This window comes from Acidobacteriaceae bacterium, from assembly GCA_035944135.1.
In the GTDB taxonomy this organism is placed as follows: Bacteria; Acidobacteriota; Terriglobia; order Terriglobales; family Acidobacteriaceae; genus Granulicella.
Map to the genome: position 1 here is coordinate 633,457 of DASZBM010000002.1, position 16,212 is coordinate 649,668.

General features: G+C 62.0%; 12 protein-coding genes. 6 read left to right on the forward strand and 6 right to left on the reverse strand.

All coding sequences use genetic code 11. The annotated features are described in order from the left end of the window. The first annotated feature begins 90 nt into the window (after positions 1-90). The 3 genes from carB to VGU25_05395 all read left to right on the forward strand — a co-directional run bounded on the left by carB (position 91) and on the right by VGU25_05395 (position 5,124). Positions 91-3,393, forward strand: a complete 3,303-nt coding sequence (gene carB / locus VGU25_05385; GenBank protein HEV2576624.1) for a carbamoyl-phosphate synthase large subunit — start codon at positions 91-93, stop codon at positions 3,391-3,393. 182 nt (positions 3,394-3,575) lie between these two features. Continuing rightward, complete coding sequence (locus tag VGU25_05390; GenBank protein ID HEV2576625.1) at positions 3,576-3,974, forward strand: hypothetical protein; 399 nt, start codon at positions 3,576-3,578, stop codon at positions 3,972-3,974. A gap of 100 nt (positions 3,975-4,074) precedes the next feature. Then, the gene (locus VGU25_05395) at positions 4,075-5,124 is read left to right on the forward strand and encodes a dihydrodipicolinate synthase family protein (protein ID HEV2576626.1); all 1,050 of its coding nucleotides are present in this window, start codon (positions 4,075-4,077) and stop codon (positions 5,122-5,124) included. Positions 5,125-5,233: 109 nt separating this feature from the next. Here VGU25_05395 and VGU25_05400 read toward each other — a convergent pair whose 3' ends face one another. The 6 genes from VGU25_05400 to VGU25_05425 all read right to left on the reverse strand — a co-directional run bounded on the left by VGU25_05400 (position 5,234) and on the right by VGU25_05425 (position 10,680). After that, entirely contained in the window at positions 5,234-6,190 is a 957-nt protein-coding gene (locus tag VGU25_05400; GenBank protein HEV2576627.1) for a tetratricopeptide repeat protein, read from the reverse strand. A 123-nt stretch (positions 6,191-6,313) separates the two neighbouring features. After that, entirely contained in the window at positions 6,314-7,084 is a 771-nt protein-coding gene (locus VGU25_05405) for an OmpA family protein (protein HEV2576628.1), read from the reverse strand. Between the two features lie 148 nt (positions 7,085-7,232). Then, positions 7,233-8,627, reverse strand: a complete 1,395-nt coding sequence (gene tolB, locus VGU25_05410) for a Tol-Pal system beta propeller repeat protein TolB (GenBank protein HEV2576629.1) — start codon at positions 8,625-8,627, stop codon at positions 7,233-7,235. A gap of 58 nt (positions 8,628-8,685) precedes the next feature. Further along, on the reverse strand, positions 8,686-9,474 hold the full coding sequence (locus tag VGU25_05415) for an energy transducer TonB (GenBank protein ID HEV2576630.1): 789 nt from the start codon (positions 9,472-9,474) through the stop codon (positions 8,686-8,688). A 7-nt stretch (positions 9,475-9,481) separates the two neighbouring features. After that, a complete protein-coding gene (locus VGU25_05420; protein ID HEV2576631.1) occupies positions 9,482-9,901 on the reverse strand; it encodes a biopolymer transporter ExbD in 420 nt (139 codons plus the stop codon). A 2-nt stretch (positions 9,902-9,903) separates the two neighbouring features. After that, positions 9,904-10,680 carry a MotA/TolQ/ExbB proton channel family protein gene (locus VGU25_05425; protein HEV2576632.1) on the reverse strand — a complete coding sequence of 259 codons (777 nt, stop codon included), beginning with the start codon at positions 10,678-10,680 and terminating at the stop codon, positions 9,904-9,906. Positions 10,681-10,982: 302 nt separating this feature from the next. On the opposite strand from VGU25_05425, the gene recN reads away from it, so the two are divergent. From recN to shc, 3 genes are all read left to right on the forward strand, one after another. Beyond that, entirely contained in the window at positions 10,983-12,671 is a 1,689-nt protein-coding gene (gene recN, locus VGU25_05430; GenBank protein ID HEV2576633.1) for a DNA repair protein RecN, read from the forward strand. A 385-nt stretch (positions 12,672-13,056) separates the two neighbouring features. Continuing rightward, positions 13,057-14,079 carry a 4-hydroxy-3-methylbut-2-enyl diphosphate reductase gene (locus VGU25_05435; GenBank protein ID HEV2576634.1) on the forward strand — a complete coding sequence of 341 codons (1,023 nt, stop codon included), beginning with the start codon at positions 13,057-13,059 and terminating at the stop codon, positions 14,077-14,079. A 93-nt stretch (positions 14,080-14,172) separates the two neighbouring features. Continuing rightward, complete coding sequence (shc, locus tag VGU25_05440) at positions 14,173-16,200, forward strand: squalene--hopene cyclase (GenBank protein HEV2576635.1); 2,028 nt, start codon at positions 14,173-14,175, stop codon at positions 16,198-16,200. Positions 16,201-16,212: the final 12 nt, after the last annotated feature.

Genomic DNA, 16,212 nt, shown 5'->3' on the forward strand with positions numbered 1-16,212 from the left:
GACGCAGTTGTGTTTTCCATTCCAGTGGGGCGGGACTTTAGTCCCGCCATTATTTTGAAAATTGACGATTTGAAGACGAGAGAGAAGTAGATGCCGCGTAGGAACGATATTTCGAAGATTCTGGTGATTGGCTCGGGGCCGATTGTGATTGGGCAGTCGGCGGAGTTTGATTACTCGGGCACGCAGGCGTGCAAGGCGCTGAAGGCCGAGGGCTATGAGGTCGTGCTGGTGAACTCGAACCCGGCGTCGATCATGACCGACCCGGAGGTTGCCGACCGTACGTACATTGAGCCGCTGACGCCGGCGTATCTCGAGGAGATTCTGCGCGTCGAGGCGGAGTCCCTTGACGCGAGCAAGGGCACGTTCGCGGTGCTGCCGACGGTGGGTGGGCAGACGGCGCTGAACCTTGCCGTCGATATGGCCGACAAGGGCGTGCTTGATAAGTACGGTATTGAGCTGATCGGCGCGAAGCTCGAGGCGATCAAGAAGGCTGAGGACCGGCTGCTGTTCAAGGATGCGATGAATCGCATTGGCCTGGACATGCCGAAGTCGAAGCTCGTGAACAACATTCGCGATGGGATTGAGTTTGCGGGCGCGCTGGGGTTCCCGGTGGTGATCCGGCCGAGCTTCACGCTTGGTGGATCGGGCGGCGGCATTGCGTACAACCGCGAAGAGCTGATGGAGATTCTGTCGCGCGGCCTCGATCTTTCTCCGGTGCATGAGTGCCTGCTGGAAGAAAGCGTACTTGGGTGGAAGGAGTATGAGCTCGAGGTTGTTCGCGATCTGAAGGACAACGTCGTGATCATCTGCTCGATTGAGAACTTTGATCCGATGGGCGTGCACACGGGCGACTCGATCACTGTTGCGCCGGCGCAGACGCTGACGGATCGCGAGTATCAGAAGATGCGCGACGCGGCGATTGCGGTGATTCGCGAGATTGGTGTGGAGACGGGCGGAAGCAATGTGCAGTTCGCGGTGAATCCGCAGAACGGGCGCATGACAGTGATTGAGATGAATCCGCGCGTGTCGCGTAGCTCTGCGCTGGCGTCGAAGGCGACGGGGTTTCCGATTGCCAAGATTGCGGCGCGGCTGGCTGTCGGCTACACGCTGGATGAGTTGCAGAACGACATCACCAAGGCGACGCCGGCGTGCTTTGAGCCGACGATTGATTACGTGGTGGTGAAGATTCCGAAGTGGCAGTTTGAGAAGTTCCCCGGCGCAGACGAGACGCTGGGTCCGCAGATGAAGTCTGTGGGCGAGGTGATGGCGATTGGGCGCACGTTCAAAGAGGCGATGATGAAGGCCGTGCGCTCGCTGGAGACGGGGAAGAAGGCCGGCTCTGAGAACATTGATCCGCGCAGATTGCGGCAGCGTTTGGTGACGCCTTCGCCGGAGCGGCTGGCGTATCTGCGCTATGCGTTTGAGACGGGCATGAGCGTGCGCGAGGCGGCGCGGCTTACCGGAATGGATCCGTGGTTCCTTCACCAGATGAAGATGATCGCGGATGAGCTGCAGAAGGTGGAGTTTGCGGGCATCGATGGGCTCGAGGCGCACGATCTGCAGGCAGCGAAGCGCATGGGCCTATCGGACGAAAAGCTGGCTGCAGTGCTGGGGCGTGACGGACGCGACGGCGCAGCGCAGGTGCGTGCGTTGCGAGAGCGCCTCGGTGTGCGGCCAGTGTTCAAGCTCGTCGATACGTGCGCGGCGGAGTTTGAAAGCTTCACACCGTATCTGTACTCCTGCTACGACGAAGAGGATGAGGCGCAGCCGACAGATAGTAAGAAGATCATCATTCTTGGCTCCGGACCAAACCGGATTGGGCAGGGCATTGAGTTCGACTACTGCTGCTGTCATGCGGCGTTTGCGCTGCGTGAGGACGGCTACGAGACGATCATGGTGAACTGCAATCCGGAGACAGTGTCGACAGACTACGACACGAGCGACCGGTTGTACTTTGAGCCGCTGACGTTTGAGGATGTGATGGCGGTGTACGAGCACGAAGCTGGAATTCATAATGGCCGCGGCGCTGGCGGAGCTGAGATTGGAATGATTGTGCAGTTCGGCGGACAGACGCCGCTGAATCTCGCGCTGCCGCTGAAGGCTGCGGGCGTGCCGATCATCGGAACGTCGCCGGAGTCGATTGATCTTGCCGAAGATCGCAAGCGGTTTGGGAAGCTGATCGAAGAGTTGGGGATTCCGCAGCCGCCGGGAGCGATGGCAACCAGCGTCGATGAGGCGTTGGCGGGTGCGCGCAAGGTGGAGTATCCGGTGCTGGTGCGGCCGAGCTATGTGCTGGGCGGACGCGCGATGGTTATCGCGTACGACGATGCCGAGGTGGTGCGGTATATGACCACCGCAATCGAGTACTCGCAGGAGCGGCCGGTTCTGATCGATCACTTCCTGGAGGAAGCGCAGGAGGTTGATGTTGATGCGCTGTGCGATGGCAAGGATGTGGTGATTGCCGGGATCATGCAGCACATCGAAGAGGCAGGCGTACACTCGGGTGATTCTTCGTGTGTGTTGCCTGCGGTGGATTTATCTCCTGAGGTGATGGATACGCTGCGGGCGTATACGCGGAAGCTGGCGCTGGCGCTGAATGTGATCGGCCTGGTGAATCTGCAATTCGCCGTGCAGCGCGGTAAGGTGTTCGTGATTGAGGTGAACCCGAGGGCCTCGCGCACGGTCCCGTATGTGTCGAAGGCGACGGGCGTGCAGTTGGCGAAGGTGGCTTCGCGCTTGATGACGGGCAAGGCGCTGCGCGAGCTGCTGCCGGAGCAGGTAGCGAGTGGCGAAGATCTTGGAACGGGCGAGCACTTCTTTGTGAAGTCGCCCGTGTTTCCTTGGAACAAGTTCCAAGGTGTGGACCCAGTGCTCGGGCCGGAGATGCGATCGACCGGCGAGGTGATGGGTGTCGCGACGACGTTTGGCGAAGCGTTTGCCAAGGCACAGATGGCGGCAGGGCTGTATCTGCCGACCGTCGGCACGGTGTTCTTCAGCGTGAACGATCATGACAAACGCCAGGTGGGCGCGCTGGCGCGTCGGTTCGTCGATATGGGGTTCAAGCTGGTTGCGACGTACGGGACTGCGGCGGTGATTGAGGGCGCGGGCCTGCAGGTGGATCGCGTGTACGCCGTGAAGGAAGGACGGCCGAATGTGGTCGACCTGATCAAGGGCGAGGGGATTCAGCTCATCGTCAATACGCCGCAGGGACAGGATCGTGTGTTCGACGAGCAGGCGATTCGTCGCGCTGCTGTAGCGGCGCGTGTGCCAACGATTACCACGATGGCGGCTGCCAAGGCGGCGGCAGATGGGATCGAGGCGCTGCAGAGGGGTGAGTATCACGTAAGCTCGCTGCAGGAGTTGCATGCGGCGAGGGAAGCGGTGACAGCGTAATATTCGGCGGCTGAGGCGCTGTTTGTGCAGGCGCGCCTCGTTGCTGCCCATTTCACTCGTAATTGGATGGAAAGGCAATCTAGAGCGTAGGTGCTGTCCATGCGAATTAACTTATTTCCTATGCCCCCCTAACCGACTTTTTATCGATAAAAGATCGATATTAGAGGGTGAAGGATTGGGCCATGAACGCCACTAAATCAAAACTTATTTCAGGCACACTTGCTGTCGCGGCGATGTTGGTCATGCCTGGGTTGGCAGTACTGCCATTGAATGCTGCTGTGCGACCTGCCTCAGCGATTACTTCTTGCGACGACGGTAGTTTGAACAAACTTATACGCAATGCGCATACACCGGAGGAGTACCAGTTGCTCGCGTTTCACTTCAGGTGCGAAGAGGCGTTGTACCGAGATAAAGCGGCCGCAGTAGTTGTGGAGTGGAATCGCAACAACGCTGTCGCAGGCGGGCCTGGACGGAAGTTCCCGGTGCGGACTGATTCGGCGCGAGACCTCTACGATTACTACAGCCACAAGGCCGACGGGATGGCCATGCAAGCTGCCTCTTACGAGCAACGAGCACGATAGGTGTGCCGGCCTCGCAAAGCGTAGGAAGTCAGTCCGACCGAACTGCTTTCCCGGCGAGTAAGCAGGCACGCTCTAAAATGAAGAGATGCTTTTGGATGGAATGTTTATTCCGGTAACCACGCCGTTCTATGCGGACGGCGCGGGTTATTGGCGCAAGTTGGAGCATAATGTGGACCGCTATTCGCGGACGCCGGCGGCGGGGATACTCGTTTCGGGTCCGTGGAGCGAGGCGAGCGGATTGAGCGATGAGGAGCGGCGCGAGTCGCTGCGTGTGGCGAGCGAGGCGGCCGCGAAAGAGAAGGTGCTGCTCGCCGGCGTGGGTGCGGAGAGCGTTGCCGGCGCGGTGATGCAGGCTGAGTGGGCTGCAGAGTCGCGGTTCGATGCGGTGGTGCTGCGGGCGCCGCTGGAGTGGCGGCGGTTGCTGCGTGGCGAGTTGTCCTCGCAGGTGGAGTTGTTCTTCCGGGCTGTGGCCGACCGATCGCCGTTGCCGGTTGTGTTGTGGAGTGATGCGCGCGCGGGTGGGTTTGAGATCCCTGTGGAGATGGTCAGCGCGCTGGCGGCGCATCCGAATGTGATTGGGTTGATCGATGCGGGGCTGACGGTGAACAGGCTTGCGGCGGTGCGGGCGGCGACTCAGGACGTGACGCGCGAGGTGACGGTCACGACTGTATTCGCGGCGGTGACGGGGCGGATGCTCGAGGTTGCGCGTGAGGGCGAGGCGACGTTTGTGGCGGCAGCGGCGCTGAGTAGTGGCGGAGCGTCGGTTGCGGTGGCTCCAGCGAAGCCGGCGATCAAGACCAGGACAAAGACGGTTGGATTCCAGGTGATTGGTGCGGGCGCGGCGAGTGCAAGTGTCGATCTGCTGGAGGCAGGTGTGCAGGGTGTGATGCCGGAGTTGGCTGGCTGCGCTCCGCAGGGATGCCATGAGGTTTGGGCGGCATTCAAGGATGGTGATCCGAAGCTGGCGCGGTTGAAGGCGGAGAGACTGCGTGAGGCGGATGCGGTGGTTGAGGAGTTTGGTGTTGCAGGCGTGAAATATGCGTGCGATCTGAATGGGTATTACGGTGGCGCTCCGCGGCTGCCGAGGGTGGGGTTGACGGCGGAGGAGAAGCAGAAGGTCGAACGGGCGCTACGCGAGGTCAGGAACTAGACTGGACCTCCCCCCCCCCGCAAAATTGCGCAAAGTCTTCGGAACAAAGACTTTAGGCTTGGACTTGTGTCCAAACTGCAACATGGGTGTGGTGAATCGGCAACAGTCGTCAGCGTCGGGCGGCGAGGGAGATCTTCGCTTTGGCCTGAGCGGCTTCGGGAGAGTTGGGGAAGCGCTGGATGAGAGCGCGGTACTCGCGGATGCCGGCTTCGTTCTGGTGCATGGCGACGAGGGCGTCGCCCTTGTGCAGGTGGGCTGCAGGGATCTTGGAGTTATCGGGGTAGTGCTCGAGGACGTGGTCGTAGTCCTTGATGGCGGCGGAGTATTTGCCGGCGCGGAGATCCATTTCGCCGATGTAGTAATAGCCGTTGCCGGCGAGGTTGTCGTCGGGATAAGCCTTGATCAGGTCCTGGAACTCGGAGATGGAGAGCGAGTTCTTGCCGGACATGTAGTCGCTGTAGGCGGTGCGGTACATCTCGCCGGCGGGAGGGTTACCGGTGGCTGCGGGAGCGGTTGTGGGCACGGAGGTGGTTCCGTCGGCGATGGAGCTGAGGGGCGTGCCGGGCAGCGGTTTGCCGCTGCTGTCGGTAGGGTTTGCGGGGCCGGCCGGGACCGCAGCCGCGCCGCCTCCCGGAGGGACGTTGCCGGGCAGGTTGCCGAGGAGGGCGTTGGTGGACTGCTGTGAGGCCTGCACGTTGTTGACGACCTTCTCGATGCGATCGAGCCGGGCCTTCAGTTCGTCAAGAGAGTCGTTGAGAGACTGGACCTGGCCGGAGAGCTGATCGTTCTTCTGCCCGGCGGCATCCTGCACGTTCTGCATTTTGACCTGGAGGCCGTTGACGGCGACAGACATCTTGTTGACGGAGTCGGCGGTCTGCTGAACAAGGTCCTTGAGTACTCCCCAGCGCTCATCGCTCGACTGCTGGAGGCGTGCGACGGCGTCCTGAAGCTGCTGCACCTGCGTTTGGAGCTGGACCATGTCCTTGCTGACGGCGTGGGCTCGTGGGGCGGCGCCGATGAGGAGAAGTGCAGCGAGAGTGATGGGGACGAGGCGGGTGCGTGACATGGTCTTACTCCTGCGAGGCTTGCGTTGCAAGCAAGTCTACATTTCCAAGGCCGCGGCGCTAAGGTCAAAGGCCGCGTCGTCTGGTCCAAATGAGGACAAGACGGCGCGGCCTTTGAAGGGCGGTTAGCGGTCGACGTTGAACTGGGCGCGGCGGTTCTGCTGCCAGCAGGATTCGTTCTCTTCAGTGCAGAACTGGCGCTCTTTGCCGTAGCTGACGACGCGGATGCGGGCGGCGTTGACGCCGGCGGCAACGAGGGCCTGTTTGGCGGCGTTGGCGCGGTTTTCGCCGAGGGTGATGTTGTACTCAGCGGAGCCGCGGTCATCGCAGTAGCCCGCGATCAGAATCTTCAGATCAGGGTGTGCGTTGATGTAACTGGCTGCGGCGGTGACGGAGGCTTCGTCGGCCGACCGGATGTCGTAGCTGTCGTAGTCGAAGAAGAGATCTTTGACGTTCTGGTGGAAGACTGCGTCGGCGCCGGCGTCGTTCTCACTGATGTTGCCGGACTCGGGCACGGTGGGCACGCGGACGGTGACGCGGACGTTGGCCTCGGTGGTGCCGCCGTCACCCTTGGCGACGAGATGGAAGTTCGTCGAGCTGTCAGGCGTGACGGTCTGGGTGCCGTTGGTGGCGACGTTGCCGATGCCATCGATGGAGACGGACGTCGCGCCCGTGGTGCGCCAGTTGAGGACGACGGACTGGCCCTGATCGATCGCCATGGGGTCGGCGGAGATGGTGGCCGTGGGGGCGGAAACGCCGGCCTCCGGCGGAAGCGCGGATGGCGGGGGAAGAGTATTCGCCTTCTTATGGCAGCCGGTGGCGGCGAGGAGAGCGATCGATGCGCTGAAGAGAAGAGTTGTCAGCTTGCGGGAGGGGGAGGTTTGTCGAGAGATCATCTTGTCCTCTGTTTAGGGGGTCCTCGTTTGGGCTCGCGGCCCAGCCGGGCCAAATCGGGCAATTCAATGCAGTTCTACTTTGACGTTTTATCTTGCGTTAGTTTAGGGCCCGGACCGGAACTCGTGTGCGTTGAGGAACATTGGGAGATTACCGCCAGCTCCAGTTCGGCATATCGGCGCCGGAGCCGGTGAGTGATCGCTTCTGGGTGCCGTCGACGAGCATGGTCATGACGCGTGTATGGTCAGCACGGCCGTCAGGTGAGTTTGCGTAGACGAGATGCGTACCGTCAGGTGACCAGGAGGGGAAGTCGCAACGCCCTGAGTCGTGGGTGAGCTGAATCCAGCGCTTGGTGGCGATCTCCATGACGTAGATGTCCTGACCGCCCGGGGCGCCGGGACCATACTTGCGGTCCCAGGCAAAGGCGAGAAACTGGCCGTTGGGGGACCATGAGGGAGAGCTGGCGTAGCCGCCGTCGGTGAGGCGCTGCACGCCGGAGCCGTCGGCTTCCATGATGTAGATCTGGGGGAGACCGGTGCGGCCGGAGACCCAGGCGATCTGCGCGCCGGTCTTGGGGTTCCATGTGGGTGAGGCGTCGGGGCCGCGGAAGTCGGTGATGCGGTGCGCGGCGGTGCCTTGCGTGTCGGAGACCCAGATTTCGGGGTCGCCGGTGCGATCAGAGGAGAAGGCGAGCTGCTGGCCGTTGGGCGCCCAAGCGGGCGAGACGTTGGTGCCGCCGGCGTTGGCGAAGTTGACGGTGCGGTTCAGCAGCATGGAGTACATGCCGATCTGAAAGCCGCCGTGCCTGCTGATCTCGGCGAAGGCGATGCGGGAGTTGTCAGGCGAGATGCGCGGCGAGATAGCGTAACCGACGTGCGTGATCTGGTGTTGATTGGCTCCGTCGTAGTCCATCTCCCAAATCTCTTTGTTCTGGCCGCTCTGCTTGACGTAAAAGATCTTGGTTTCGGCAATGCCGGTGGTGCCGCCACCGAGGCGCGCAATGATTTCGTCGGCGAAGCGGTGGGCGATCTGGCGGGCACTGTTGTCGCTGGCGGTGTCGGAGTACTGGCGCGCGAAGATCTGCGGGTATTGGGGGTTCTTGGCGTCGTCGAGGAAGCCGTTGACGACGACGCGGCCGCCGGAGACAGAGAGATTGCCGAAGGCGACCATGGAGGCGCTGGCCGGTGCGGCGGACCACTGCGAGAGCTGAATCTCGGACTGGCCACCCGGGGTGGCCTGGGGCGCCATCTCTTTCGAGACGAGCACGAAGATGCCGGCGTTGGAGAGGTCGTTGTAGAGGGTCTGGTCGAAGACGGCCTTTTCAGGCTGCGTGCCGGGATCGGCGTTGGCGGCCTTGAAGCTGGCTACGGCGAGGCGGAGCTTATTGGCGCCGGTGGATCTTGTGATAACGATGGGGCCTTCCTGCGCGTGGAGGACGGGTAGAAAGAAGAGCGCAGCGAAGAGAAGGGTGAATGCAGCTGGAAGGGTGAGTGCGGCGCGGCGTTTGATGGCGAGGGGTCCACCACGGAGGGGGCCAATTTGCATCGTAATCAGACCTTCTTCTTGAAGTGTAGACGGAAAAGCAGCTGAAACGTTGTGGATATTATTGCTGTTTGTAATCAAAGTTGAATTCCACTGTTATGTGATCTCCGGCGGGCAGAGGGCCGAAGTTGTCGACGCGCTGGAGGGCATGGAGAGCAGAGGCGTCGAGGGAGGGTGACCCGCTCTTTGTTTCGATGCGGATGTTCTGGGGAACGCCGTCGCGGTTGATGTCAAAGAGAATGACGGCGCGTTTCCCTTGCGAAGAGGTGGGGTCGGCCTCCTGGGTGTACCAGTTCTGCCCGACGATGCGGCTGATGATCTGGATGTAGTAGGCGTAGCGGTTGCCGAAGGTGCGGTCCTGCACGGTGGCGATCGCGGTGCCGTTCTTGAGCTGGGTCATGGCCTGCGGGAGCTGCGTCGCTGCGTCGCCCGAGGCGGCCTTAGTGGTGGGCGGCGTGGGCTGTGGATGCCTGGGGGGCGTGGGCTGCTCGACGGGCGCGACCTTGGCCTTCTCGGGGGTCTTCTCCTTGATGAGGATGTCGGTGGGCTTGGGCGGCGGCTGGGTGGCTTCCTTGGGTGGAGGCTTGGGAGTGGCGGTGACGTTTTCGCTGGCCAGGACATTATGCTCGACGGGCGCGACCTTGGTGGGCAGGGGAAGCGCGGAGACCATGGAGGCCTGAATGGCGCCGACGGAAGAGGCGTCTCCGCCCCAGTGCTGGGTGTGGCCAGGGACGAAGAGGGCGAGCCCGACGAACAGGCCGGCGATAGCGATGTGCAGGCCGATGGCACCGGCGAAGCCGCTGCCGAGCCGGTCTGGGTTGTCGTAGTCGAGGCTGGCGAAGACGCTCATGGGGGCGCTAGGGGTTGGTGCCTTCGAGAGGCCGCGTAACGATGCTGATGTTGGTGATGCCGGCCTGCTTGACGGCATCCATGACGGAGGCAAAGGCGCCGAAGGGGACCTTCTGATCGGCGCGCACGTAGACGACGCGCTTGGCGCCGGCGGGTGTACCGGAGCCGAGGAGGCGCGGGAGATCGTGGATGTTGACGGGCTTGTCCTGGAGGAAGACGTTCTGGTCTTTATCGATGGTGACGACCATGTGCTCTTCGGCGACCTGATTGACGGTGCGGGTCTGCGGGACGGCAACTTCGATGCCGGACTGCAGCACGGGCGCGGTGACCATGAAGATCAGGAGCAGCACGAGGACGACGTCGACGAGCGGCGTGATGTTGATGTCGGAGAGCGCGGACTGTGTGCGGCCATTCGCGGAAAACGCCATAACTAGGGCCTCCGTCGAACTTCTTCGTAGGCTGGCGGCGTGTGGGGCTGCGAGGTGAGGTGGGCGGCGTTCTCGATGGCGTTGAGAAGCTCGCGACCGAAGTCGTCCATGCGCGCGGCGAATTCACGGAGGCGCTGGGTGAGCTGGTTATAGCCGATGACGGCGGGCACGGCGACGACGAGGCCGGCGGCGGTCGTGATGAGGGCTTCGGAGATGCCGGGAGCGACGGCGCGAAGGGTGGCGGCGCCGGCGGTGCCGAGGCCGTGGAAGGCGTCGATGATGCCCATGACGGTGCCGAAGAGGCCGACGAACGGAGCGCACTGGGCGGTGGTCGCGAGCCAGGTCATGCGGCGCTCCATGATGGTGAGGGACTCGGAGGCGGCGGTCTGCGCGGCGCGCTCGAGCGCCTGAGGATTGGGTGGTGTGCCGCGGCCGCCGGCCTGGCGCTGGTACTCGTCGTGGATTTCGTGGAAGACGGCAACGAGCGGCGAAGGCTTGAACTGGTCGGCGATAGCAGCGATCTCAGAGAGGCGGCCGGACTTGCGGAAGGCGCGGAGGAAGCGCTTGCTCTGGACGTTGGCCTCGTTGAAGGCGCGCCACTTGGCGATGATGATGGCCCAGGAGACGATGCTGGCGAGGAGCAGGATACCCAGGACGGTCAGCGCAGTGGGGCCGCTGTTATGGACCATGTCCACGATGGCATTGGAGTGTGGACCGGCGAGAGGACCAGAGGGTGTTGCCGTGTCTTGCAGGAAGAGAGCGAGGGGGAGGACAGTCATATGCTCTGTTTCAGTGTAAATGCGCGGGGTGTGCGGGCTGTATTGCCAAGAGATGGACGTTTTGGGAGGAGAAGTGGCGTGGGATCGGATTGAGTGAATAGTGAGTAGTGAGTAGTGAGTAGTGAATAGTGAATAAGACAAAGGCGCCGGCGGATCCCCTGCGGGATGACAAACAGAAAGGCAAAGCAAGCAGAAAGGAAAAGGCAAAGCGGGTGCGGTTCGAGTTGTGACTTTTCGAGCTGTGAGTTTTCGGGTGGTGAGTGGGCGGCGTGGGGCTGCTATGCTCTCGGTGAGACCCCGAGATGCTGCTGGAACTGCGCGCGGAAAACTATGCGGTGATTGATCATGCTGTGGCGGAGTTTGGCACTGGGCTGAACCTGCTGACGGGTGAGACGGGCGCGGGGAAATCGATCCTGATTGATGCGCTGGTGCTGCTGCTGGGTGGGAAGGCGTCGAGCGACGTGGTGCGGTTTGGCGCGGAGAAGGCGGTGGTGGCGTGCGTCTTCGAATCGACGCCCGGGGCAGAGCAGATTCTGGAGGATAACGGAATCGATCCTGAGGGCGACGAGATTCTGCTGCGGCGCGAGATTGGCGCGAGCGGCAAAGGCAGAGTGTTTGTGAACAATCAGCCGGCAACGGTGAACGTGCTGCGGCAGCTGGCTCCAGAGCTGGCGCTGGTGCATGCGCAAAGCGAGACGCTGGTGGCGTTCGACGCGGCGCAGCAACGGTTGTTGCTGGACCGGTTTGCGGATTTGAGTACGGATGAGGTGAGCGCTGGCTTCGCGAAGTGGCGCGAGGTGCGGGAGCGAATCGAGGAGTTGCGGGCGGCGGAGGCGGACCGACTGAGGCTGGTAGACCTGTGGAGCTTTCAGGCGCGGGAGATTGAGTCGGCCGGCATCGTGGATGCGGAGGAGGATGCGCGGCTGGAGACAGAGAAGCGCGTCCTCGCGAATGCGGAGCGGCTGTTTACGGGCGCGAATGCGGCGTTGGACTTGCTGTACGAGGCGGAGGTTTCGGCGGAGTCGCTGGTGGGCGGAGCGCTGAAGCATGTGGAGGACCTGGCTCGGTTCGATGAACGGTTTCGAGAGACTGCAGTGTCGCTGAATGCGGCCAAGGCGAGTGTGGAGGATGCGGCGGCGACGTTGCGGGATTTTGCGGGGCAGGTTACGGCGTCGCCCGAGAGACTGGGCGAGATTGAGGACCGGCTGGCTGCGCTGGAACGGCTGAAGCGCAAGTACGGGCCGGGATTGGCGCAGGTGGTTGCGTTTGGCGAAGAGGTGAAGGGCAAGCTGGATGAGCTGGAGAATCGCGAGGCTCGGCTGAAGGAGCTGGAAGTTGAGCTTGGCGCCGCGGCGAAGAGTTATCGCGAAGCCGCGCGGAGATTGAGCGAGCAGCGAGTTGCGGCGGGGAAGAAGCTCGCGAAGCTGGCGGAGAAGCAGATCAACGAGCTGGCGATGAACGTGCGGTTCACGTTTGACGTGACGCCGGAGGAGGCGGAGCAAAGCTGGAGCGCGAGTGGATGGGACCGCGTGGAAGCGAGGATTGCGACGAATCCGGGTGAGCCGATGAAGCCGCTGGATGAGATTGCATCGGGCGGTGAGATGAGCCGCGTGATGCTGGCGCTCAAGGTCGCGGTGGAGGATGGAGCTGCCGGCGGTAAGAAGCGGAAGACTGTTCTGCCGCGGACGCTGGTGTTTGATGAAATCGATATCGGGATCGGTGGGCGCGCGGCGGAGGCGGTGGGCCAGAAGCTGAAGGCGCTGGCGCGCGGGCAGCAGGTGTTGTGCATTACGCATTTGCCGCAGATTGCGGCCTTTGCGGACCAGCACTTTTTGATTGAGAAGACGGAGCATCGTGGAAGGACGCAGACGGGCGTGCGGCGGATGGAGCAAAGCGAGCGCGTGGAGGAGATTGCGCGGATGCTGTCGGGTGCGAGCCTGACGGAGACGTCGAGGCGGCACGCGGAGCAGATGCTGGCGCAGAGCCGGTAAGGCAACCCAACGGCGCAGGTCTCTGTCTGAAGACAGAAGTTGGAGGGACCAATGGCCGAGGCCAAGAAGTGTGCGCATGAGGTGTGCAGCTGTGTCTGCACGGATGGAAAGAAATACTGCTCGCAGATTTGTGAGGATTCGGCGGGGAAGACGACGCTGGCCTGCCACTGCCCGCATGACAACTGTTCGGGCCACGTGTAGGAGATGAGATCAGATGGCTGCTCCTGAGCCGGAGCAGATAGCTATTGCGTCCCCATCGGGAGAACTCGCTGGGGACCCCGCTCTGGACGCGGCGCTGGCTATCGCTGAAGGGCAGCGCTTTTGCACCGTCCGTGGTTCACATGGAGGGGTGCCTGAGCGCCCGAAGACGGGTATACTAGAGGACGTGCCTAGTCCTGTAGCTGCGCCCATCGATACAGACAATTTGACCTCCGCCTCCGCTGAAAAGCGCATCCTGCTTTTGAAGCCCCGGGGCTTCTGCGCCGGCGTGGTGCGGGCGATCGATATCGTGCGGATTGCGCTGGAGACCTTTGGCGCGCCAATTTATGTCCGCAAAGAGATTGTCCATAACAGCTATGTTGTGAACGACTTGGCGCAGAAGGGCGCTATCTTCGTCAACGAGCTGGACGAGGTTCCGGAGGGTCAGCGCGTGATTTACTCCGCGCATGGCGTGTCGCCGGCTGTCCGGGCACGGGCAAAGGAGCGCGGGCTGAAGGTCATCGACGCGACCTGCCCGTTGGTGACGAAGGTCCACGTGGAGGCGATCAAGTTCGCTAAGCAGGGGTACTCGCTGATTCTTGTGGGACATAGGGACCACGAAGAGGTTGAGGGAACGCAGGGCGAGGCTCCGGACGTGACCCAGGTCGTGTCAACGGCGGCCGAGGTGGAATCGCTGGTGGTTCCCGACCCGAATAAGGTGGCGTACCTGACCCAGACGACGCTCTCGCTTGACGAGGCCGGGACGATGATCCAGGCGCTCAAGAAGAAGTTCCCGAACATCATGGGGCCGCACGCGCAGGACATCTGCTATGCGACCGAGAACCGCCAGACGGCGGTGAAGAATGTGGCCCACGGCGCGGACGTGGTGCTGGTTGTGGGATCGAGGAACAGCTCGAACTCAAACCGCCTGGTTGAGGTTTCGCGGAACCTGGGGACGAGCTCCTATCTGATCGACAAAGCTGACGACATCAGGCCGGAGTGGCTGGAGGGCGCGGCGTCTGTGGCAATTACGGCCGGGGCTTCGGCGCCGGAGATCCTGGTGCAGGATGTGGTGCGTTTCCTGCAGGGCAAGGGTTATGGTTCGGTCGAAGAGGTTGAAGTAATGCCGGAGAACGTCCGGTTCGGACTTCCGCCGGAGATAGTGCAGGCGATCGCCGCCGCGCCAAAGCCGGCAGCGGCCGCAGTGTAAGCAAACGCGTAGAGGCGCACGTCGTTAAGTAACGGGCGCAGACCAGAAGCAGTCGCAGTCAGGCTGTTAGAGGTTCGAGCGAAAAGATTGCGAATGAACACATCTCCAAGAGAGACGAAGGGGGCGGCGCAGCCGAGATTCGGCCGCCTCGACCTCGCGATGGATCGTGTGCGCGATGGCATCAAGCGCTCGGTGGACTGGGTCCTGGGGCAGCAGCACGAGGACGGCTATTGGTGCGGCGAACTTGAGGCCGACTCGATGCTGGAGTCGGACTACATCTTCATGCATACGCTGCTGGGAACGGGAGATCCAGGCAAGTTGCAGCGCGCAACGAACGAGATTCTGCGCCACCAGAATGAGGATGGCGGATGGAGCTTGTATCCGGGCGGCCCGTCGAATGTGAACTACGGCGTGAAGTGCTATCTCGCGCTGAAGCTGATGGGCTACAGGGCCGATCATCCGGTGATGGTGAGGGCGCGCGAAAACGTGCTGGAGCAGGGTGGCGTGGTGAACTGCAATACGTTCACCAAGATTTACCTGTGCGCGCTCGGCCAGTATGACTATGACGCGGTGCCGGCGGTTCCGCCGGAGATCGTGCTGTTTCCGAAGTGGTTCTACTTCAATATTTACGAGATCAGCGCGTGGTCGCGCGCGATCCTCGTGCCGCTGTCGGTGATTTATGCGACGAAGCCGTTCAAGAAGCTGCCGGACGAGCAGGGGATTGATGAGCTCTTTGTTGGTGGGCGCGAGAATTCCAACCTGCATCTGCGCTGGGACCGCAAGCACTGGATTTCGTGGCGGAACTTCTTCCTTCTTACGGATCGAATGACGCATTGGTTTGAGCGGGTGCATGTGCGGCCGCTGCGCAAGGTGGCAATCAAGCGCGCAGAGAAGTGGATGCTCGACCACTTTGAGCGCTCGGATGGATTAGGAGCGATCTATCCTGCGATGCTGAACGCGATCGTGGCATTGCGGTGCCTGGGGTATGGGTTCGATGACCCGCAGATGATCCGCGCGATGGACGAGTTTGAGAAGCTGGGGATCGATTGTCCGAATGGCCAGCCCGGGTATCCGACGCCGACGTTCCGGATGGTTCCGTGCTTCTCGCCGGTTTGGGATACGGCGCAGGTGCTGTCGACGCTGGGTGAGTGCGGAATTTCGCGGACGGACGCGCGGCTGGTGAAGGCGGCGGACTGGCTGCTGTCGAAAGAGATTCGACACCAGGGCGACTGGTCGCACAATGCAAAGGTCGCGGACCCGAGTTGCTGGTGCTTTTTCTTCAACAATGACCATCAGCCAGATGTGGACGATACCGGCGAGGTGCTACTGGCGCTGAAGGCAGTGGACAATCCGCGCGAGCGCTATCAATACGAGGTGACACAGCGCGCGATTGAGTGGGTGTTTGCGATGCAGTGCAAGAACGGCGGATGGGCGTCGTTCGACAAGGACAACACGAAGAAGATTTTTGAGTCGATTCCGTTTGCCGACCACAACGCGATGATCGACCCGCCGACGGTGGACATCACGGGCCGGTTGCTGGAGATGCTGGCGAGCTATGGCTACACGCGGCGGGACAAGCGCGTAGAGAAGGCCGTGCAGTTCATTCTCCGCGAGCAGGAGCCGGATGGAAGCTGGTTCGGGCGCTGGGGTGTGAACTATCTGTACGGGACGTTCCTTGTGCTCCGCGGGCTGCAGGCGATGGAGTACAGCTACCTGGAGCCGGCGGTGCAGCAGGCAGCAGAGTGGATTCGGATGGTGCAGAATTCGGACGGCGGCTGGGGCGAGACGTGCGGAACGTACGACGATCCGTCACAGCGCGGTGTGGGACCGTCTACTCCGAGCCAGACGGCGTGGGCGCTGTTGGGGCTGCTGGCTGCCAATGACACGCGATCGGATTCGGTGGCGAAGGGCATTCGCTGGCTGATCGAGCGGCAGCATGAGGATGGGAGCTGGGATGAACTGATGCCCGGCCGTAACGGTGAAAGCTATTACACGGGTACAGGGTTTCCGCGGGTGTTTTACCTGGGATATCACCTGTACAAGCAGTACTTCCCGCTGCTGGCGCTGACGACATATGAGAAGGCGATGGCGAAGGAACAGGACGAGGAAGCGGCCGCGTAGCTTCAGATCGCT